The organism is Pseudomonas sp. EA_105y_Pfl2_R69 (assembly GCF_963970915.1).
GTDB lineage: Bacteria > Pseudomonadota > Gammaproteobacteria > Pseudomonadales > Pseudomonadaceae > Aquipseudomonas.
This window is the reverse complement of sequence record NZ_CAXAOO010000006.1, coordinates 228,447-248,780: the sequence shown is the minus strand read 5'-3', so window position 1 is coordinate 248,780 and position 20,334 is coordinate 228,447. Positions and strand designations below refer to the sequence as shown.

Below are 20,334 nucleotides of genomic sequence, written 5' to 3'. Positions count from 1 at the left end.
CGCCCGTGCTTGAGCTGAGCGATGGGCAGATCGGCAGCTGGGTGGGCAGTTTTCTGCTGCCGCTGTTTCGTATCGCCTCCATGTTGATGCTGATGCCGATCATCGGCACTCAGTTGGTTTCGGCGCGGGTGCGGCTGTATTTTGCCCTGGCCATCTGCGTGGTGTTGATGCCGACCCTGCCCGAGATGCCGGCAGTGGATGCCATCAGCCTGCAGGTCTTGCTCTGGATCGCCCAGGAAATTCTCATCGGCGCGATGCTGGGCTTCACCCTGCAGCTGTTCTTCCAGGTTTTCGTGATCGCCGGGCAGATCGTGGCCATGCAGATGGGCCTGGGCTTCGCCTCCATGGTCGATCCGGCCAACGGCGTCTCGGTGCCGGTGATCGGCCAGTTGTTTATGATTCTGGTGACCCTGCTGTTTCTCGCCATGAATGCCCATCTGGTGGTGTTCGAGGTGCTGGCGGAGAGTTTCGTGACCCTGCCGGTGGGCGGCGGCTTTCTGCTCGACAACTACTGGCAGGTGGCTAATCGGCTGGGTTGGGTGATCGGCGCGGCGCTGCTGCTGGTGTTGCCGGCGATCACCGCACTGCTGGTGGTCAACCTGGCGTTCGGGGTAATGACCCGCGCCGCGCCGCAGCTGAATATCTTCTCCATCGGATTTCCCCTGACCCTGGTGCTGGGTCTGGTTATCGTCTGGGTCGGCATGGCCGATATCCTCGCGCAATACCAGGTGTTTGCCACCGAGGCTTTGGGCTTTCTACGTGCGATGGCGGGCGCATAAGCGATGGCCGAATCCGAGAGCGGTGCCGAAAAAAGCGAGGAGCCCACGGACAAACGCTTGCGCGAGTCGCGCAAGAAGGGGCAGATCGCTCGTTCCAAGGAGCTCAATACCCTGGCCGTGACCCTGGGCGGTTTCGGCGGGTTGCTGGTATTCGGTGGCAGCATGGGCGGGGCCATGCTGAACATCATGCGCGGCAACTTCTCCCTGCCGCGGGAGGTGATCATGGATGAGAACAGCATGGGGCTGTGGCTGGCCGCCTCAGGGGAAATAGCCATGGAGGCCATGTTCCCGCTGTTTCTGTTGCTGCTGGTGGTGTCCATCCTGGGACCCATCTCCCTGGGTGGCTGGCTGTTTTCGGCCGAGGCCATGGCCCCCAAGGCCAGCCGGATGAACCCGCTGGCCGGGCTCAAACGGATGTTTTCGGTCAATGCCCTGGTCGAGCTGCTCAAGGCCTTGGCCAAGTTTGTGCTGATTCTGCTGGTGGGGGTGGCGGTACTGGCGGCCTTTCAGGATGACCTGCTGGCCATCGTCCATGAGCCCGTCGAGTCGGCCATTATCCATGCGCTGAGCGTGGTGGGCTGGAGCGCGCTGTGGATGTCCTGCGGGCTGATTCTGATCGCCGCAGTGGATGTGCCGTTCCAGCTGTGGAGCAACAAGAAAAAGCTGATGATGACCAAGCAGGAGGTGCGCGACGAGTACAAGGACAGCGAAGGCAAGCCCGAGGTCAAACAGCGTATCCGGCAGATGCAGCGGGAAATCTCCGAGCGCCGCATGATGCAGGCCGTGCCCGAGGCCGATGTGGTGATCACCAACCCGACCCACTTTGCCGTGGCGCTCAAGTACGATCCGAGCAAGGGCAGCGCGCCGGTGCTGCTGGCCAAGGGTGGCGACTTCACCGCCCTGAAGATTCGCGAAATCGCCAACGAACACAAGGTGATGGTGCTGGAATCGCCGGCCCTGGCGCGGGCGGTGTTCTATTCCACCGAGCTGGATCAGGAAATCCCCGCCGGCCTGTACCTGGCCGTCGCCCAGGTCCTGGCCTACGTCTACCAGCTGCGCCAGTACCGGGCCGGCAAGGGCAAGCGCCCGGCCCCGTTGCCGGACCTGCCGATCCCGCCGGATTTGCGCCGCAACGAGTGACGCACAGCCTGCCGCCGGCATGCCGGTGATAGGCTGTGCCGTCTAGTCGATCACGCCGCAGGCTACGCGTGTTCCGCCACCGCCCAGTGGTTGGGGATGGTCGGCATGGTTGTCGCCACCTGCATGGACCATCAGCGACAGGCCTTTCAGCTCCCCTGGATGCTTGATCCGTGGTGCCAGTACCGGCTGGCTGGCCTTGCCGTCCGCCGTGACCAGCAGGGTGGGCAAATCACCCAGGTGGCCGTCGCCCCAGGGCTGACCGTGTTTGCCAGTGTTCTGCGGGTCCCAGTGGCCGCCAGCGGCTTCGGCTGCCGAGGGCTGGCCATCCTTGGGGGCCGGATCGCAGCTGGGCTGGCTGTGTACATGAAAGCCATGCAGGCCGGGTTCGAGGCCGTGCAACTGCGGGGTAAACACCACGCCATACGGGCTCTCGCTGATAAGCACCGTGCCGATCGAGGCCCCCTGGCCTTTGCCATCCACGGCCTTGAGTTCGACCGACAGTTCGGCTGCCTGAAGGTTGGCGGCGCAGCAGCCGGCCAGTGCGGCAATCATCCATCGTTTCATTGTTGAATTCCTCGGTGGCTCTCGAGAAAACGCGGCGGGCATGCCGCGTCCTGCCAGTGCTGGGACTGGCATTTGCTGCCGAGGTTCGCTGTTTCTATCACGCGCCAGCATTCCTCCCTGGTGGAGCGCCGCCTGGCGAGTGATTGCGAGCGGCGTGGGTGAAAGTGGAAGGCTTCTTGCAATCACCGACACAGTGACGCCTTGGGCGTCAAAAGATTGAATCGGCTGGGGTAGGGCAGTGGCAATAGATCGTTCGCAAATGATCAGTGATGTGCGCAGCAACCTGTCGGGGTTGAAGCAGGGCAATCTGGGTATTCCGCTGTTGCTGCTGGTCATGCTCGGCATGGTCATGCTGCCGATTCCGCCCTTTCTCCTCGATGTGCTCTTCACCTTCAGCATCGCCCTGTCGATCGTGGTGCTGCTGGTCAGCATCTATGCGCTGCGGCCCCTGGATTTCGCGGTATTCCCCACCATTCTGCTGGCCGCCACCCTGTTGCGCCTGGCGCTGAACGTCGCCTCGACCCGGGTGGTGCTGCTGCACGGGCATGGCGGCGGCGATGCCGCAGGACAGGTGATCCAGGCCTTCGGCGAGGTGGTGATCGGCGGCAACTATGTGGTCGGTATCGTGGTGTTCGCCATTCTGATGATCATCAACTTCGTGGTGGTGACCAAAGGTGCCGGGCGCATTTCCGAGGTCAGCGCACGCTTTACCCTGGATGCCATGCCGGGCAAGCAGATGGCCATCGACGCCGACCTCAACGCCGGCCTGATCGACCAGGCCGAAGCCAAGCAGCGCCGTTCCGATGTGTCCCAGGAAGCCGACTTCTACGGCTCCATGGACGGTGCCAGCAAATTCGTGCGCGGCGATGCGGTGGCCGGCCTGCTGATTCTGTTTATCAACCTGATCGGCGGCATCGCCATCGGCGTGTTCCAGCACAGCCTGAATTTTGTCGATGCGGGCAAGGTCTACACCCTGCTGACCATCGGTGACGGCCTGGTGGCACAGATTCCTTCGCTGCTGTTGTCCACCGCGGCGGCCATCATGGTGACCCGGGTTTCCAGTTCCGAGGATATGGGCGCTCAGGTCAATCGCCAGATGTTTGCCTCGCCCCGCGCCCTGGCGGTGGCGGCCGCGATCATGATCGCCATCGGTCTGGTGCCAGGCATGCCGCACTTCTCCTTTATCGGTCTGGGCCTGGTGGCGGCTGGCGCGGCCTACTGGATCGCCAACAAGCAGCGGGTGGTCCAGGAGAACGAGATCAAGGAAGTGCAGCGCCAGCAGGAGCTGCTGCCGGCGCAGCGGGCCCAGGAGGTCAAGGAGCTGGGCTGGGATGACGTGACGCCGGTGGATATGGTCGGCCTGGAGGTGGGCTACCGCCTGATCCCGCTGGTCGATCGCAACCAGGGTGGCCAGCTGCTGGCGCGGATCAAGGGGGTGCGCAAGAAGCTGTCCCAGGAAATGGGCTTTCTTATGCCCTCGGTGCATATTCGCGACAACCTCGATCTGCAGCCCAATGCCTACCGTTTGACATTGATGGGGGTCAGCGTGGCCGAGGCCGAGGTCTATCCGGATCGCGAGCTGGCGATCAACCCGGGGCAGGTCTTCGGCACGTTGAACGGCATTGCCGCCAAAGACCCGGCGTTTGGCCTGGAGGCGGTGTGGATCGACCCGAGCCAGCGCGATCAGGCCCAATCCCTGGGGTACACCGTGGTCGATGCCAGTACCGTGGTCGCCACCCACCTCAACCAGGTGCTGCACAAGCATGCCCACGAGCTGCTGGGGCATGAGGAAGTGCAGCAGCTGCTGCAGCTGCTGGCCAAGAGTTCGCCCAAGCTGGCCGAGGAGCTGGTGCCGGGTCTCATTTCGCTGTCGACCCTGCTCAAGGTGTTGCAGGCTTTGCTGCAGGAGCAGGTTCCGGTCAGGGATATCCGCACCATCGCCGAGGCCATCGCCAATGTCGCGGTCAAGAGTCAAGATCCCGCCGCGATGGTGGCGGCGGTACGCGTCGCCCTGGCTCGGGCAATCGTGCAAAGCATTGTGGGACTAGAGCTGGAGCTGCCTGTGATCACCCTGGAGCCCAGGTTGGAACAGATATTGCTCAACAGTATGAACAAGGCCGGACAAGGCTCCGAGGAGGGCATTCTTCTGGAGCCTGGGATGGCCGAGAAGCTGCAGCGTTCCCTGGTGGAAGCGGCGCAGCGCCAGGAGATGCTCGGCAAGCCGGTGATACTGCTGGTGGCCGGTCCGGTCCGGGCGATGCTCTCGCGCTTCGCGCGGCTGGCGGTTCCGAGTATCCATGTACTGGCATACCAGGAAATTCCGGACAACAAGCAAGTCACCATCGTCGCGACGGTGGGGCAGAACTAACCGAGGTTACAGGCCATGCAGGTCAAACGCTTTTTCGCCGCCGATATGCGTACCGCCATGAAACTGGTGCGCGATGAGCTGGGTGCCGATGCCTCGATCATCGGCAATCGCCGGGTTGCCGGCGGTGTCGAGCTGACTGCCGCACTGGATTATCAGATTCCTGCCGCGCCGGCCCGCCAGCCCAACCCGGCGCTGGAGGCCGAGCTGCGTCAGACCCAGGCGAAGATCGCCTCGGCCCAGGCCGAGCTGGTCAGCCGTGCCCAGGGCGATGCCGGCAAGGACCGCCAGCTGCTTGGCGCGCCGCTGAGCATGCCCGCTGCCAGTCTGGCGGCGGCTCTGCAACAACCTCAGGGTGCACCGGCTGCGGTGAGCGATCAGCGCGCCCTGGATGCCATGCGTTTCGAGTTGCATGGTCTGCGCGAGCTGATCGAGGTGCAGCTCGGCTCCATCGCCTGGGGCCAGTTGCAGAACCGTCGGCCGCAGCAGGCCAACCTGTGGCGGCGCCTGCAGCGCATGGGCCTGTCCGCCGAGCTGGCCAAGGCCCTGCTCGAGCGCGTGGCCAATGTCGCCGAGCCGCGCCAGGCCTGGCGCATGCTCCTGGCCCATCTGGCCCACGCGATCAAGACACCGAAGCAGGAACCGATGGACGAGGGCGGGGTGATCGCCCTGGTCGGTCCCGCCGGCATGGGCAAGACCACTACCCTGGCCAAGCTGGCGGCGCGCTACGTGCTCAAGTACGGCGCGCAGCATATCGCCCTGGTCAGCCTGGACAGCTACCGCATCGGTGCCCAGGAGCAACTCAAGACCCTGGGGCGCATCCTCGATGTGCCGGTGACCCTGGTCGATCCGGGACAGTCGCTGACCCAGGCCCTGGCCCCGCTGGCGCGCAAGCGCGTGGTGCTGATCGATACCGCCGGCCTGCCGGGCAACGATCCGGCTCTGCGCATGCAGCTGGAAACCCTGGCCAGTCGCGGGGTCAATGCGAAGAATTATCTGGTGATGGCGGCAACCAGTCAGAGCCAAGTGCTGAAAGCGGCCTACCATAGTTACAAACCGTGCGGTTTGTCCGGCTGCATCCTGACTAAAGCGGACGAAGCCACCAGCCTGGGCGAGGTTTTAGGGCTGGCTATTAGCCAGCGTCTACCGGTAGCCTATCTGACCGATGGGCCGCGGATCCCGGACGATCTGCATGTGCCGCGCAGCCATCAGCTGGTGAGTCGGGCGGTGGGGCTACAGGCGACCCAGGACCCCAGCGAGGATACGATGGCCGAGATGTTTGCCGGCCTCTATCAGCAGCCAACGCGCCGCGCGAGTTGAGCATTAATCAACAGAACACCGCCAGCCGCATGGCTGCGGTCGAAGTTAGACAACAGGTGTGTAGATAACATGGGTATGCATCCCGTACAGGTGATTGCTGTAACCGGCGGCAAGGGTGGCGTCGGTAAGACCAATGTGTCGGTGAATCTGGCTCTGGCCCTGGCCGACCTCGGCCGCCGGGTGATGCTGATGGACGCCGACCTGGGCTTGGCCAACGTCGACGTACTGCTGGGCCTGACCGCCAAACGCACCCTGGAAGATGTCATCAGCGGCGAGTGCGAGTTGCGTGAGGTTCTGCTACAGGGGCCGGGGGGCATCCGCATCGTGCCGGCGGCCTCCGGCATCCAGAGCATGGTGCAGCTGTCGCCGATGCAGCACGCCGGACTGATTCAGGCCTTCAGCGATATCAGCGACAACCTCGACGTATTGATCATCGACACCGCGGCCGGGATCGGCGATGGCGTGGTCAGCTTCGTGCGCGCGGCCCAGGAAGTGTTGGTGGTGGTGTGCGACGAGCCGACCTCGATCACCGATGCCTATGCCCTGATCAAGCTGCTCAACCGCGACCACGGCATGAACCGCTTTCGCGTGCTGGCCAATATGGCCCATAGCCCGCAGGAGGGTCGCAATCTGTTTGCTAAGCTGACCAAGGTCACCGATCGTTTTCTCGATGTCGCCCTGCAATATGTAGGGGCCGTGCCCTACGACGAGTCGGTGCGCAAGGCCGTGCAGAAACAGCGTGCGGTCTATGAAGCCTTCCCACGCTCTAAATGTGCGCTGGCGTTCAAGGCGATAGCCCAGAAGGTCGATGCCTGGCCGCTGCCGGCCAACCCGCGCGGTCATCTGGAGTTTTTCGTCGAGCGTCTGGTGCAGCAACCGGTCGCGGACCCGGCCATATGACAGCAGCCTCTGGACTCCGTATGTACAGCAAAGCACAGGCGCAGGACTCCCAGCACCAGTTGATCGAGCGCTATGCGCCTCTGGTCAAACGCATTGCTTACCACCTGTTGGCGCGCTTGCCGGCCAATATCCAGGTGGACGATCTGATTCAGGCCGGCATGATCGGCCTGCTCGAAGCGTCAAAAAAATACGACTCCAGCAAGGGTGCCAGTTTCGAGACATTCGCCGGTATCCGCATTCGCGGCTCCATGCTCGACGAGGTGCGCAAAGGTGACTGGGCCCCCCGTTCGGTGCATCGAAACAGCCGCATGGTTAGCGATGCCATTCGGGTAATTGAGGCCAGAACCGGTCGAGACGCTAAAGATCAAGAGGTTGCGGCCGAACTCCAATTGAGTCTCGAGGATTACTACGGCATTCTTGGCGACACGTTGGGCAGCCGCCTGTTCAGCTTCGACGACCTGTTGCAGGATGGCGAGCACGGCGGCGGGCTGCGCGAGGATCTTGCCGGCCACCACCTCGAACCCTCACGCGATCTGGAAGACGAACGCTTTCAGGCGGCGCTGGCCGATGCCATTGCCGGCCTGCCGGAGCGAGAGCGGCTGGTGCTGGCGTTGTATTACGACGAAGAACTGAATCTCAAGGAGATCGGCGAGGTACTGGGGGTTAGCGAGTCTCGCGTCAGTCAGCTCCACAGCCAGTGCGCGGCACGGTTGCGGGCGCGGCTTGGCGAATGGCGCGCGAACTAGGCAGTTAAATCAGCAGGCCGGTTTCACGATTAAAGGCGTAGCCAGGTGCTGGATACGTTTGGACTGTACGGAGGTCGACTTGGACAAAAATATGAAAATCCTCATCGTTGATGACTTTTCAACGATGCGCCGGATCATCAAGAACCTCCTGCGCGATTTGGGGTTCACCAATACCGCGGAAGCCGATGACGGCACCACCGCCTTGCCCATGCTGCAGAGTGGCAGTTTCGATTTCCTGGTGACTGACTGGAATATGCCAGGCATGACCGGGATCGACCTGTTGCGTGCGGTGCGTGCCGACGAGCGCCTGAAAACCCTGCCGGTGCTGATGGTCACGGCAGAAGCCAAGCGCGATCAGATCATCGAGGCGGCGCAGGCGGGGGTGAACGGTTATGTGGTCAAGCCGTTCACCGCTCAGGTGCTCAAAGAGAAGATCGAAAAGATCTTCGAGCGGGTCAACGGCTGATGTTTGCCGCGAGGGTACTATGGAATACGAAGATTCCCCTCAGAGCGACCTCGAGTCGACTCTGAAGCAAAGCGCTCGCCAGCTGGTTGACAGCCTGGAACAAGGCAATTTCGGCGAAGCGGTACAGCTGATCCATGAACTCAACAAGGCACGCGATCGTGGCCTGTATCACGAAGTCGGCAAACTGACCCGGGAACTGCACAACGCGATCGTCAATTTCCAGCTCGATCCGCGCGTCCCCCATGCCACCGAAGTCTCCCAGATCACCGATGCCACCGAACGCCTCAACTATGTGGTGACGATGACCGAGAAAGCGGCCAATCGCACCATGGACCTGGTCGAGCAGAGTGCCCCGCTGGTCAATGACCTCAGCGCCGAAGCGCAGAGCCTGAGTGCCGACTGGGGGCGTTTTATGCGCCGCGAGATGAGTGCCGATGGCTTTCGTGAGCTGGCCAAGCGCGTCGAGTTGTTTCTTGCCCGCAGTGAGCGTGACGCCAGCAAGCTGTCCGGTCATCTCAACGACATTCTGCTCGCCCAGGACTATCAGGACCTCACCGGCCAGGTGATCAAGCGGGTGACGCAACTGGTTACCGAGGTCGAGAGCAACCTGCTCAAGCTGGTGCTGATGGCCAGTCAGGTCGATCAGATTGCCGGCATCGAGCACAACCACGAATTGCTCCGCGCCGAACAAGAACAACAAAAAGAGCCTTCCAGCGGTGAAGGTCCGCAGATTCATGCCGATAAGCGTGATGACGTCGCATCCAATCAGGATGATGTCGACGATCTGCTTTCCAGCCTGGGATTTTAGGAGCACGTCTATGAGCTTCGGCGCCGATGAAGAAATCCTCCAGGACTTCCTGGTGGAGGCCGGCGAGATTCTTGAACTACTGTCCGAACAGCTTGTAGAGCTGGAGAGTCGGCCGGACGACATGAATCTGCTCAACGCTATTTTTCGCGGGTTCCATACCGTCAAAGGTGGTGCTGGTTTTCTCCAGCTCAATGAGCTGGTGGAATGCTGCCATATCGCAGAAAACGTCTTCGACATCCTGCGCAAGGGCGAACGACGCGTCGACTCGGCGCTGATGGATGTGGTGCTGGAAGCACTGGATGCGGTCAACAGCATGTTTACCGAGGTGCGCGAGCGCACCGACCTGACCCCGGCCACGCCCGAGCTGCTGGCTGCCTTGGCACGTCTGGCCGAGCCGGCGGGAGCCGCTGCGCCGGTCGCCGCAGCGCCCGCTGCAGCGCCAGCGCCTGTGGGCGGCGGGGCCGATATCACCGACAGCGAGTTCGAACAGCTGCTCGGTGCTCTGGATGAGGCCCCCAGTCAGGCGGCCGTGGCTGCCGGCAGCGATGAAATTACCGATGACGAATTCGAGTCCCTGCTCGATCAGTTGCATGGCAAGGGCCAGTTCGCGGCCGCCGAGACCGCCAGCGTGGCGGCTCCCGCCGCAGTTGCCGCGGCGGCATCCGGCAGCGACGAAATCACAGATGACGAATTCGAGTCTTTGCTCGACCAGTTGCATGGCAAGGGCCAGTTTGCCCCGCCGGCAACCCCCGAGCCAACGGCCAAGGCAGCCCCCGCGGCGGCATCCGGCAGTGATGAAATCACCGATGACGAGTTCGAGGCGCTGCTCGATCAGCTGCATGGCAAAGGCAAGTTTGTCGAGCCCGAGACCGTCAGCACTGCGCCTGCGGCCGCCCCGGCGGAGCCGCTTGAGCCCGCCAAATCGGTGGTCAAGCCCGCGGCGAAACCTGCGGCCAAGCCCGAGCCGGCCAAGGCTATGGCTGCCCCGGCCAACGAGAAGGCTGCCCCGCCCAGCGAGGCGGAAACCACGGTCAGGGTCGACACCGCGCGCCTGGACGAGATCATGAACATGGTCGGCGAGCTGGTGCTGGTGCGTAACCGCCTGGTGCGCCTGGGCTCCAACAGCGCCGATGAGGCCATGGCCAAGGCCGTCTCCAACCTCGATGTGGTCACCGCGGACCTGCAGACCGCGGTGATGAAGACGCGCATGCAGCCGATCAAGAAGGTCTTCGGGCGCTTCCCGCGACTGGTTCGCGATCTGGCGCGCCAGCTTAAGAAAGAGATCAATCTGGAGCTGGTCGGCGAAGAAACCGACCTGGACAAGAACCTGGTCGAAGCCCTGGCCGATCCGCTGGTCCACCTGGTGCGCAACGCGGTCGACCACGGTATCGAGATGCCGGAGGAGCGCGAGGCCTCGGGCAAGCTGCGAGGCGGCAAGGTGGTGCTCTCGGCCGAGCAGGAGGGCGACCATATCCTCCTGTCGATCTCCGACGACGGCAAGGGTATGGACGCCGATGTGCTACGCGCCAAGGCGGTGGAGAAGGGGCTGCTGGACAAGGATGCGGCCGACCGCCTCAACGAATTCGAATGCTACAACCTGATCTTCGCCCCGGGCTTCTCGACCAAGACCGAGATTTCCGACGTGTCCGGCCGCGGTGTCGGCATGGACGTGGTGAAAACCAAGATTTCCCAGCTCAATGGCACGGTCAACGTGTTCTCGGTCAAGGGCCAGGGCTCGAAGATCGTCATCAAGGTGCCGCTGACCCTGGCGATCATGCCGACCCTGATGGTGATGCTGGGCAACCAGGCCTTCGCCTTCCCGCTGGTCAACGTCAACGAAATCTTCCACCTCGACCTGTCGCGCACCAACGTGGTCGACGGCCAGGAAGTGGTGATCGTGCGCGACAAGGCGCTGCCCCTGTTCTACCTCAAGCGCTGGCTGGTGAGTAAGGCGGCGCATGTTGAGCAGGGCGAGGGCCATGTGGTGATCCTCACGGTCGGCAATCAGCGCATCGGCTTCGTCGTCGATCAACTGGTGGGCCAGGAGGAGGTGGTGATCAAGCCGCTGGGCAAGATGCTCCAGGGCACTCCGGGCATGTCGGGCGCGACCATCACCGGCGATGGGCGCATCGCCCTGATTCTCGACGTACCGAGCATGCTGAAGCGTTATGCTCGGCGCATCTGAATATTGACGGCACGCCTGTCTTCGTCGTGCCGTTTAGGAGTGTTTATGGCTGTTAAGGTGTTGGTGGTTGACGATTCCGGTTTCTTTCGCCGGCGTGTGTCGGAAATTCTTTCGGCCGACCCTAATATCCAGGTGATCGGTACAGCCACCAACGGCCGCGAGGCCATCGATCAGGCGCTGGCCCTCAAGCCGGACGTGATCACCATGGATTACGAGATGCCGATGATGGATGGCATCACGGCCGTGCGTAATATCATGCAGCGCTGTCCAACCCCGGTGTTGATGTTTTCCTCGCTGACCCACGAAGGCGCGCGGGTGACCCTGGATGCGCTGGAGGCCGGGGCCGTCGATTTTCTGCCGAAGAACTTCGAAGACATCTCGCGCAATCCGGAGCGGGTCAAGCAACTGCTGTGCGAGAAGATCCATACCATCGCCCGTAGCAACAGGCGCAGTTTCAGTCCGCCTGCCGCCTCGGTCGCCGCCCCGGCTGCGCCAGCCAGGCCGGCGGGACGTCCCGCCGCCAGCGCTGGCGGCAGTTCCTTGAGTCGTCCGGCGAGCGCTTCCGTTGGCGCGCCGGTCAGTTCGGCTGCGCCCAGGCGCAAGGCCTACAAACTGGTCGCCATCGGCACCTCGACCGGTGGCCCGGTGGCCCTGCAACGGGTCCTGACCCAGTTGCCGGCCAGTTTCCCGGCCCCCATCGTACTTATCCAGCATATGCCTGCGGCCTTTACCAAGGCCTTCGCTGAGCGCCTGGACAAGCTCTGCCGGATCAGCGTCAAGGAGGCCGAGGACGGTGATGTGCTGCGCCCGGGCCTGGCCCTGCTGGCTCCCGGCGGCAAGCAGATGATGGTCGATGCCCGGGGCATGATCAGGATCCTGCCCGGCGACGAGCGTCTGAATTACAAGCCCTGCGTCGATATCACCTTTGGTTCGGTGTCCAAGTCGTATCACGACAGGGTGCTGGCGGTGGTGCTGACCGGCATGGGGGCGGATGGCCGCGAAGGTGCGCGTCTGCTCAAGCAGAGCGGCAGCCAGGTATGGGCCCAGGACGAAGCCAGCTGCGTGATCTACGGCATGCCGATGGCCATCGTCAAAGCCGACCTGGCCGACGCGATCTACCCGCTCGACGAGATTGGCAGGCACCTGGCGGAGACCTGTATATAAATGGATGTACTGAGCCTGATTGGGGTCATCCTGGCCTTTGTCGCCATTCTTGGCGGTAACTACCTGGAGGGTGGCCATGCGGCGGCATTGCTCAACGGTCCGGCGGCCCTGATCGTGATCGGCGGTACCCTGGGCGCGGCCTTTCTGCAGGCCCCGGTCAATGTGTTCAAGCGCTCGCTGGCCATCAGCAGCTGGATTTTCTTTCCGCCGCATATCGACTTGATCGGCGGCATCAACAGGGTTGTGGGCTGGAGCATGACGGCGCGCAAGGAGGGGCTGCTCGGCCTCGAGGCGGTGGCCGATGCGGAGACCGACCCCTATGCGCGCAAGGGCCTGCAGTTGCTGGTCGACGGTGCCGAACCGGAAGCCATCCGCAGCATTCTTGAAGTTGACCTGTATACCCAGGAAGGTCGCGATATCCAGGCCGCCAAGGTGTTCGAGAGCATGGGCGGCTATGCGCCGACCATCGGTATCATCGGGGCGGTGATGGGCCTGATCCATGTCATGGGCAACCTGGCCGACCCGAGCATGCTCGGTAGCGGTATCGCCGTGGCCTTCGTCGCCACCATTTATGGCGTCGGTCTGGCCAACCTGCTGCTGCTGCCGATCGGCAACAAGCTCAAGGCCATCGCCCAGCGCCAGTCGCGCTACCGGGAGATGTTGCTGGAGGGCGTCCTGTCGATCGCCGAAGGCGAGAACCCGCGTTCCATTGAGTTGAAGCTGCAAGGCTTTATGGATTGATGGGAACAGACTATGGCCCGCAGGCGGCATCACGAAGAACATGCAAATCACGAGCGCTGGCTGGTGTCCTACGCGGACTTCATCACGCTGCTGTTCGCCTTTTTTGTGGTCATGTATTCGATTTCCTCGATCAACGAGGGCAAGTACAAGATCCTTTCGGACAGCCTGACCGGGGTTTTCAACCAGCCCGATCGCGCCATCAAGCCGATACCGGTCGGCGAGTTGCGTCCGCGTACCATCGAGCCTGCGCCTACGCAGGTCGATGACGAAAGTCCTCAGTCCTCCTCCGATTCCCTGGTCAGCATCGCCAGCAGTATTCGCGAGGCCTTCGGCGAGCTGATTGAGACCGAGCAGCTGAGGGTCAGCGGCAATGAGTTGTGGATCGAGATCGAGCTCAGCTCCAGCCTGCTGTTTACCAGTGGCGATGCCATCCCCAATGGCGCGGCTTTCGACATCATCGAGAAGGTGGCCAAAATTCTGGCACCCTATGAAAACCCCATTCATGTCGAGGGGTTTACCGACAACCTGCCGATTCAGACGGCCCAGTTCCCGACCAACTGGGAGTTGTCCACCGCGCGGGCGGCGACCATCGTGCGTATGCTGAGCCTGGACGGCGTCAGCCCAGGGCGTCTGGCGGCGGTCGGCTATGGCGAGTTCCAGCCGGTTGCGGACAATACTACCGCCGAGGGCCGTGGACGCAATCGCCGGGTGGTCCTGGTGATTTCCCGCAATCTCGATGTGCGTCGCAGTGTCAGCGGGGTGGGCAGCGGCAACGCCAGACCCGATGCCGCCCTGCGGCGGGCTGGCACGCAACCTGCACCAGCGTCACCAGCGCAGGCCCCGCAAGCGGGTGCCGTCAATCCCCTGTCGCCAGTCCCATAAGGGCGGCACCCATTCTCGGTCAGGCGCAAGCCCACCGGGAGGATGAAGAGAATGAGAGTCTGGGCAGTAGCCAATCAAAAAGGTGGTGTGGGTAAAACCACCACCTCGATCGCCCTGGCCGGCTTGTTGGCCGATGCCGGCAAGCGCGTGGTGGTGGTCGATCTCGACCCCCATGGGTCGATGACCAGTTACTTCGGGCATGACCCCGACAGCCTCGAGCACAGCTGTTTCGACCTGTTTCAGCATCAGGGCAGCGTGCCCCCGGGGCTGGCGCAGGCCCTGCTGCTGCCGACCAGCGACGAGCGCATTGCCTTGCTGCCATCGAGTACCGCGCTGGCGACCCTGGAGCGACAGTCCCCGGGGCAGAGCGGCCTGGGGCTGGTGATCGCCAAGAGTCTGGCGCAGCTCTGGCAGAACTTCGATTACGCGGTCATCGACAGCCCGCCCTTGCTCGGCGTGCTGATGGTCAATGCCCTGGCGGCCAGCCAGCAACTGGTGATCCCGGTGCAGACCGAGTTCCTCGCGGTCAAGGGCCTCGAACGCATGGTCAGCACCCTGGCGATGATCAATCGCTCGCGACGTCAGGCCTTGCCCTACACCATAGTGCCGACCCTGTTCGACCGGCGCACCCAGGCGTCCATGAGTACCCTGCGGGTGTTGCGCAACAGTTATCCCGAACACCTGTGGCCCGCCTATATCCCGGTGGATACGCGCCTGCGCGATGCCAGTCGGGCCGGCCTGACGCCCTCGCGCTTCGACCACAACAGCCGTGGGGTGCTGGCCTATCGTGCCCTGCTCAAGCACCTGCTGACTCAGCAGACCGCCGCGCAGGTTGCCTGAGATGAGCCGTTACATTGAAGATAAGCGCTCAAGTCTGCCGTCGGCGCGGCCGATAGCCTGTACAGGTCGTTTTTGCGGGTTGCATTCATGAGTCGTCCCCTGGTTACAGCTACACGTCCGCAACTGGCTTTGCAGTCCTATCTGGACGGCTTGCTGCAGGAGGCAGCGGTCGAGTTGGCCGATAGCGTCGGGCTGGACGAGTTCGAGGCCGCCGTGCTCGAGGAGCAGGTGCGCGATGCCCGGGCGACGCCGCAGGCGATAGCGAGTCCGCTGCCGGCGGTACCAGCACCGCGGCCGTTGCCGACTGTCGAAATACCCGCGGCCCAGCCTGTTGCCGAGGCCGTGGTGGCCGAAGCGGTGCCGCAAAGCCACACCGAGTCTGCGCCGCCGCAGGCCCCCGGGGCGCTGCTGGGCGGTCGTCCCGAGTGGGCGCAGGAACCCTTCGAGTGCCTGTTGTTCGATGTGGCCGGGCTGACCCTGGCCGTGCCTCTGGTGTGTCTGGGTTCGATCTATCCACTGGCCGGGCAGGAGCTCACGCCATTATTTGGCCAGCCGGACTGGTTTCTCGGCATACTGCCGTGCCAGGCGGGTAACCTGAAGGTGCTGGATACCGCGCGCTGGGTGATGCCCGACCGCTACCGCGACGATTTTCGCGATGGCCTGCAGTATGTGATTTCGGTACAGGGTTATGAGTGGGGGCTGGCCGTGCACCAGGTCAGCCGGTCGATTCGCCTGGACCCCAGTGAGGTCAAGTGGCGTACCCAGCGTACCCAGCGGCCTTGGCTGGCGGGCACGGTGATCGAACATATGTGCGCGCTGCTGGATATCGCCTCGTTGGCCGAGTTGATTGCCAGCGGTGCGGCCAAGCGCATGGCGGCCGGTAGGCTGCATTGAATATTTTCGGGCGGCGCGGGTAGCGCGGTCTGGCATCTATAGTAATGACAGCGGGACAAATACCCGCGACATGACGAGGCTAGGGACATGAAGAAAAGTTCTGCACAAGGTTCTGAAGATCCGATTCTGCAGTGGGTGACTTTCCGTCTGGACAACGAAACCTATGGCATCAACGTGATGCAGGTGCAGGAAGTGCTGCGTTATACCGAGATCGCCCCTGTGCCGGGTGCTCCGAGCTATGTGCTGGGCATCATCAACCTGCGCGGCAATGTGGTGACGGTGATCGACACCCGCCAGCGCTTTGGCCTGGACTCCACCACGGTGACGGACAATACCCGTGTCGTGATCATCGAGGCCGACAAGCAGGTGGTGGGCATTCTGGTCGACAGCGTGGCCGAGGTGGTCTACCTGCGTCAGTCCGAGGTGGAAACCGCGCCCAATGTCGGCAACGACGAGTCGGCCAAGTTTATCCAGGGCGTGTGCAACAAGAACGGCGAGCTGCTGATTCTGGTCGAACTGGACAAGATGATGAGCGAAGAAGAATGGTCCGAGCTGGAGAGCATCTGAGCCATGCTCGAGGCCCTGCTGGCGATACTGGCCCTGGTCTGTCTGGGGTTGCTGGCTGCCTGTGTCTGGCTAGCCAGGCAGCTGCGTCAGACCGTGCAGTTGCAGGCCGAGGGCGATGCGCTGCGTGATCAGCGGCTCAAGGAGCTGAGTCGGCGGCTGGATGCCTACCTGGCCGGCAGCGTGCAGATGGGCGAGGAGCTGCACGAACTGCGGCGCGTCGTGGCACCCTTGCCGGACAAGTTGAGTCAGATCGAGCAGCGCGATCCCAGCAGCCTGTCCTTTACCCAGGCGGCGCGCCTGGCCGGCATGGGGGCCAGCGTCGATGACCTCACCCAGTCCTGCGGCCTGAGCAAGGCCGAAGCCGAGCTGGTCAGCAAGATGCAGCAGGCCCGCACCCGGCGCTCCTGAGTCGATCCCCGCAGGCCCCGGGCGCGTTTAGCGCGGCGGTCCGTCGAGTTGGGGCAGGGGTGGGGTGATATCCGGCTCGCGGTCGAAGCCGGCCGGGCACTTGCCCTTCAGATACCAGGCGAACGCGATGATCTCGGCGATACAGCGGTACAGCTGCTCGGGAATCGCGTCGCCCAGCTCCAGGCGCGCCAGCAGGCGCACCAGTTCCGCATTCTCGTAGATCGGCACCTCATACTCGCGGGCAATGGCCAGAATCGCTTCGGCCAGCTCGTCGTCGCCCTTGGCGCTGAGTATGGGGGCGTTCTGACCGTCGTAGGTCAGGGCGATGGCCTGGCGTGGCGCGGTCTTTTTCATGCGGTTTCGTCCACCCAGCGCTGTTCGAGGGTCGTGCGCGGGCCGCGCGGTGGCGTGCCCTGGTTGCAGGCCAGCTCGCCGACCTGCACGCCAACGCCATTAAGGCGCTGGCGCAGATTGTCCAGTTCGCCGTCGATCAGGCTGACGGTGCTGCCGCGTTCGGCCCACAGCTGGCTCGACAACCGGCCCTGGACCAGCTGCGCCTGCACTTGCAAGGGCCCTAGCGGTTCGAGGTCGAAGGCCAGTTCGACCTTCCACAGGGTTTCCTTCTTCTCGGGCTTGTCCGCCTTGTTGCCCTCGTCGCGCTGGATCTTGACCTGCAGGGGCACCAGTTCCTGCTGGTTGCGCATCGGCAGCTCCAGTTGCCAGGTGGTCAGCAGGTTGCCGTCCGGGCCGACCTGGCTTTGCGCCAGGCTGGACAGTTGATGGGTCTGCAGGCGGGAAACCGCCGCCGCGGCCAGTTTCAGCAGGGTTTCCAGATCGGCTTCGCCGTCCATGGCCTGCAGCAGGCGCGAGGGCAGGGGGAAGTTCAGGGCCTGCTGGCGGCTGCTCATCTGGCCGAGGCCCAGCAGGTTGCGCGCCAGAGCCGGCATGGCCTGGGCCAGCACCGCGCCGGCATTGGCCGCAGCCAGGGGCTGGCCGCTCGGGGCATTGGGCAGGAGCTGGGTGATCAGGCGCAGCAGATTGGCTTTCAAATCGGTAGGCAGGGCGTGACCCTGACCGCTCAGCAGTTTGCTTTCGAGCAGCAGGCCGCTGTCGCCGATGGCCTGGCTCAGGCCCTTGGCCGTGCTCAGTTGGGCGGCATCGGGCAGGCCGCCCAATAGTTTGTCGATGCTGGTGCGCAGGCCCTCCGGTAGCGCCTGCTTGGTCGTCAGGCCTTGCAGGGCGCTGAGCAGGCCTTCCAGAGAACCCTGGCGATTGTGCTGGGTAGTCAGCTGCTGACCGAGCACCAGTTGGTCGAGGCGGCCGCTCAGGGGCAGGAAGTTCAGCGCCTGGCGGCCCTGTACCTCGGCGCTGAGCAAGCTGCCGAGGGGCAGCGGTAGCGGCGTCTCCAGGGCCAGCTTGCTGCCGGCCAGCGGCGTGTTGAGCAGATTGAGGACAACCTTGTAGATCACCTGCTGGGTTTTGCCCTGCAGCAGTTGTTCGCGGGCCTCCACCTTGCCCTGCAGCAGGGTGCCGATGGGCAGCTGCTGCAGGTCCAGGCTGGTCAGGGCCTTGCCGGTGCCGGTCTGCAGCAAGACTGCCAGCCGGGTTTCCGAGAGGGCGGTGACTGCCAGCGCGGTACCCTGAGCCAGGGGCCGTGGGCTGCTGGCTTCGAGTGTGGTCTGGCGGCCGTTCTCGAGGGTCAGCTTGAGCAGCACCTGGAAGCTCTGGGCCACCTCCTTCAGGGCGATGACTTCGGCCTTGGCGGTTTCGCCACTGGCCAGCAGCCCCTGCATAGGCTGCAGCAGCTTTAGCGCCAGATCGGCAGGTAGGTTATTGGCGCGACTGCTCGGCGGCGTCGGTGAAACCGGGCGCGGGCTGCTGATTTCGCTCATGGACGGGTTACAACCTGTCGAAAATGCCCACTGCGGGAGGCGGGGCCGGGCATGTATAATCGCGCACCGTCCGAGAGGGTATTTACAAATTACTGCGCTCGGCCATGCTGCGTTGAAACCAACCTCAAAATGCTCATGTACTACTCGTACACTCCGCTTTTTCGGCTGTTTTCGCCTTGCCAGGCCATCGCTCGCTACTTTTGTAAACACCCTCTGGGGGCGGCGCGCATTGCGCTTGCCTCAGTATAGCGGCCAAGACTCTGCCGACTTGAACAGCTTTTGCCATCCATCTTAGGTGCCGATGCCTTGACCAGTCCCCTTCTCGAAGCCGTGGCGCTCGCTTGTGAGCGGGACTGGCGCATGCTCTTCGAACGCCTGGAGCTGCGTCTGGTTCCCGGCGAGATGCTTCAGGTGGCCGGTCCCAACGGCAGCGGCAAGACCAGCCTGCTGCGTCTGCTGGCCGGTCTGATGCAGCCGACGGCGGGGGAAGTACGCCTCAATGGCCTGCCTCTGACTGCACAGCGCGCGGAACTGGCGCGCAACCTGCTGTGGATAGGCCACGCCGCCGGGATCAAGGGGCTGCTCACGGCCGAGGAGAACCTCACCTGGCTCTGCGCCCTGCATCATCCCGCCGAGCGCGAGGCGATCTGGCAGGCGCTGGCGGCAGTGGGGCTGCGCGGTTTCGAGGATGTGCCCTGTCATACCCTGTCCGCCGGCCAGCAGCGCCGCGTGGCGCTGGCCCGCCTGTATCTGCCCGGGCCGCCATTGTGGGTGCTCGATGAGCCCTTTACCGCGCTGGACAAAGCGGCGGTGGCGCAGTTGGAGCAGCACCTCGCGCAGCATTGCCAGCTGGGCGGGTTGGTGGTGTTGACCACGCACCACGAACTGACGGTCAAACCGGCCGGTTACCGCGAGCTTGATCTGGGGCAGCGTCCGTTATGAGCAATGTCTTTACCCTGCTGCTGGCCCGTGAAGCGCGCTTGCTGTTTCGGCGTCCGGCGGAGTTGGCCAACCCGCTGGTGTTCTTCGCCATAGTGATCGCCCTGTTCCCGTTGGCGGTGGGCCCGCAGACGCAGTTGTTACAAAGCCTTTCGCCGGGGCTGGTGTGGGTGGCGGCGCTTTTGGCCGTGCTGCTCTCGCTGGACGGGCTGTTTCGCAGTGATTTCGAGGACGGCTCGCTGGAGCAGTGGGTCCTTTCGCCGCACCCCCTGGCCCTTCTGGTTCTGGCCAAGGTGCTGGCACACTGGCTGTTTTCCGGCCTGGCCCTGGTGCTGCTGGCACCGCTGCTGGCGCTGATGCTCGGTCTGCCGGGGCGCTGCCTGCCGGTATTGCTGCTCTCGCTGTTGCTCGGTACCCCGGTGCTGAGCCTGCTGGGGGCGGTGGGCGCGGCGCTGACGGTGGGTCTCAAGCGTGGTGGCCTGTTGCTGGCGCTGCTGATTCTGCCGCTGTATATCCCGGTGCTGATTCTCGGCAGCGGGGCGTTACAAGCCAGCCTGCAAGGACTGCCGGCGCTGGGCCACCTGTTGTGGCTGGCCAGCCTCACCGCCCTGGCGGTGACCCTGACACCTTTTGCCATCGCCGCCGGTCTTAAGATCAGCGTCGCTGAGTAGACAATAAGCCTGAATGGCCGGTTGATCCTGGTGCTTGCCTGCGCCGCGATTCGCCCTAGCACT

21 protein-coding genes are annotated in these 20,334 nt (G+C 63.5%); 18 read left to right on the top strand and 3 right to left on the bottom strand.

The annotated features are described in order from the left end of the window. The first annotated feature begins 5 nt into the window (after positions 1-5). Both fliR and flhB read left to right on the top strand, forming a co-directional pair. Positions 6-779, top strand: coding sequence for a flagellar biosynthetic protein FliR (gene fliR, locus AACY13_RS17800; RefSeq protein ID WP_339462901.1), 774 nt, complete (start codon positions 6-8; stop codon positions 777-779). Between the two features lie 3 nt (positions 780-782). Continuing rightward, positions 783-1,919 carry a flagellar biosynthesis protein FlhB gene (flhB, locus tag AACY13_RS17795; protein ID WP_339462900.1) on the top strand — a complete coding sequence of 379 codons (1,137 nt, stop codon included), beginning with the start codon at positions 783-785 and terminating at the stop codon, positions 1,917-1,919. Between the two features lie 42 nt (positions 1,920-1,961). On the opposite strand, the gene sodC is transcribed toward flhB, so the two are convergent. Beyond that, the gene (sodC, locus tag AACY13_RS17790) at positions 1,962-2,483 is read right to left on the bottom strand and encodes a superoxide dismutase [Cu-Zn] SodC (protein WP_339462899.1); all 522 of its coding nucleotides are present in this window, start codon (positions 2,481-2,483) and stop codon (positions 1,962-1,964) included. Between the two features lie 244 nt (positions 2,484-2,727). Here sodC and flhA point away from each other — a divergent pair, with 244 nt between their 5' ends. The 14 genes from flhA to AACY13_RS17720 all read left to right on the top strand — a co-directional run bounded on the left by flhA (position 2,728) and on the right by AACY13_RS17720 (position 16,769). Next, positions 2,728-4,851, top strand: coding sequence for a flagellar biosynthesis protein FlhA (gene flhA, locus AACY13_RS17785; protein ID WP_339462988.1), 2,124 nt, complete (start codon positions 2,728-2,730; stop codon positions 4,849-4,851). A 15-nt stretch (positions 4,852-4,866) separates the two neighbouring features. Further along, the gene (gene flhF / locus AACY13_RS17780; RefSeq protein ID WP_339462898.1) at positions 4,867-6,168 is read left to right on the top strand and encodes a flagellar biosynthesis protein FlhF; all 1,302 of its coding nucleotides are present in this window, start codon (positions 4,867-4,869) and stop codon (positions 6,166-6,168) included. 69 nt (positions 6,169-6,237) lie between these two features. Next, positions 6,238-7,068 (top strand): flagellar synthesis regulator FleN, encoded by an 831-nt coding sequence (gene fleN, locus AACY13_RS17775; protein WP_339462897.1) that lies wholly within the window; start codon positions 6,238-6,240, stop codon positions 7,066-7,068. Next, positions 7,065-7,814 (top strand): RNA polymerase sigma factor FliA, encoded by a 750-nt coding sequence (gene fliA, locus AACY13_RS17770; RefSeq protein WP_339462896.1) that lies wholly within the window; start codon positions 7,065-7,067, stop codon positions 7,812-7,814. Before fleN ends, fliA begins: the two co-directional genes overlap by 4 nt. A gap of 91 nt (positions 7,815-7,905) precedes the next feature. Beyond that, positions 7,906-8,280 carry a chemotaxis response regulator CheY gene (locus AACY13_RS17765; RefSeq protein WP_178113450.1) on the top strand — a complete coding sequence of 125 codons (375 nt, stop codon included), beginning with the start codon at positions 7,906-7,908 and terminating at the stop codon, positions 8,278-8,280. Between the two features lie 19 nt (positions 8,281-8,299). Beyond that, positions 8,300-9,088, top strand: a complete 789-nt coding sequence (locus tag AACY13_RS17760; protein ID WP_339462894.1) for a protein phosphatase CheZ — start codon at positions 8,300-8,302, stop codon at positions 9,086-9,088. A gap of 10 nt (positions 9,089-9,098) precedes the next feature. After that, positions 9,099-11,273 (top strand): chemotaxis protein CheA, encoded by a 2,175-nt coding sequence (locus AACY13_RS17755; protein ID WP_339462893.1) that lies wholly within the window; start codon positions 9,099-9,101, stop codon positions 11,271-11,273. A 45-nt stretch (positions 11,274-11,318) separates the two neighbouring features. Then, positions 11,319-12,437, top strand: a complete 1,119-nt coding sequence (locus AACY13_RS17750) for a protein-glutamate methylesterase/protein-glutamine glutaminase (protein WP_339462892.1) — start codon at positions 11,319-11,321, stop codon at positions 12,435-12,437. Continuing rightward, on the top strand, positions 12,438-13,178 hold the full coding sequence (locus AACY13_RS17745) for a flagellar motor protein (RefSeq protein ID WP_339462891.1): 741 nt from the start codon (positions 12,438-12,440) through the stop codon (positions 13,176-13,178). 12 nt (positions 13,179-13,190) lie between these two features. Further along, positions 13,191-14,060, top strand: a complete 870-nt coding sequence (gene motD / locus AACY13_RS17740) for a flagellar motor protein MotD (RefSeq protein ID WP_339462890.1) — start codon at positions 13,191-13,193, stop codon at positions 14,058-14,060. A gap of 51 nt (positions 14,061-14,111) precedes the next feature. Continuing rightward, positions 14,112-14,900, top strand: coding sequence for a ParA family protein (locus tag AACY13_RS17735; protein WP_339462889.1), 789 nt, complete (start codon positions 14,112-14,114; stop codon positions 14,898-14,900). 87 nt (positions 14,901-14,987) lie between these two features. Further along, positions 14,988-15,794, top strand: coding sequence for a CheW domain-containing protein (locus AACY13_RS17730; protein WP_339462888.1), 807 nt, complete (start codon positions 14,988-14,990; stop codon positions 15,792-15,794). Positions 15,795-15,881: 87 nt separating this feature from the next. Further along, a complete protein-coding gene (locus AACY13_RS17725; RefSeq protein ID WP_339462887.1) occupies positions 15,882-16,361 on the top strand; it encodes a chemotaxis protein CheW in 480 nt (159 codons plus the stop codon). Between the two features lie 3 nt (positions 16,362-16,364). Continuing rightward, positions 16,365-16,769, top strand: a complete 405-nt coding sequence (locus tag AACY13_RS17720) for a DUF2802 domain-containing protein (RefSeq protein ID WP_339462886.1) — start codon at positions 16,365-16,367, stop codon at positions 16,767-16,769. Positions 16,770-16,796: 27 nt separating this feature from the next. On the opposite strand, the gene AACY13_RS17715 is transcribed toward AACY13_RS17720, so the two are convergent. Further along, the gene (locus tag AACY13_RS17715; protein WP_339462885.1) at positions 16,797-17,123 is read right to left on the bottom strand and encodes an EscU/YscU/HrcU family type III secretion system export apparatus switch protein; all 327 of its coding nucleotides are present in this window, start codon (positions 17,121-17,123) and stop codon (positions 16,797-16,799) included. Next, a complete protein-coding gene (gene fliK / locus AACY13_RS17710; protein ID WP_339462884.1) occupies positions 17,120-18,661 on the bottom strand; it encodes a flagellar hook-length control protein FliK in 1,542 nt (513 codons plus the stop codon). Before fliK ends, AACY13_RS17715 begins: the two co-directional genes overlap by 4 nt. 306 nt (positions 18,662-18,967) lie before the next feature. Between fliK and ccmA the strand changes: the two genes are divergently transcribed. Next, positions 18,968-19,603, top strand: coding sequence for a cytochrome c biogenesis heme-transporting ATPase CcmA (gene ccmA, locus AACY13_RS17705; RefSeq protein ID WP_339462883.1), 636 nt, complete (start codon positions 18,968-18,970; stop codon positions 19,601-19,603). Next, the gene (ccmB, locus tag AACY13_RS17700) at positions 19,600-20,271 is read left to right on the top strand and encodes a heme exporter protein CcmB (protein ID WP_325509379.1); all 672 of its coding nucleotides are present in this window, start codon (positions 19,600-19,602) and stop codon (positions 20,269-20,271) included. Before ccmA ends, ccmB begins: the two co-directional genes overlap by 4 nt. The last annotated feature ends 63 nt before the right edge of the window (positions 20,272-20,334 follow it).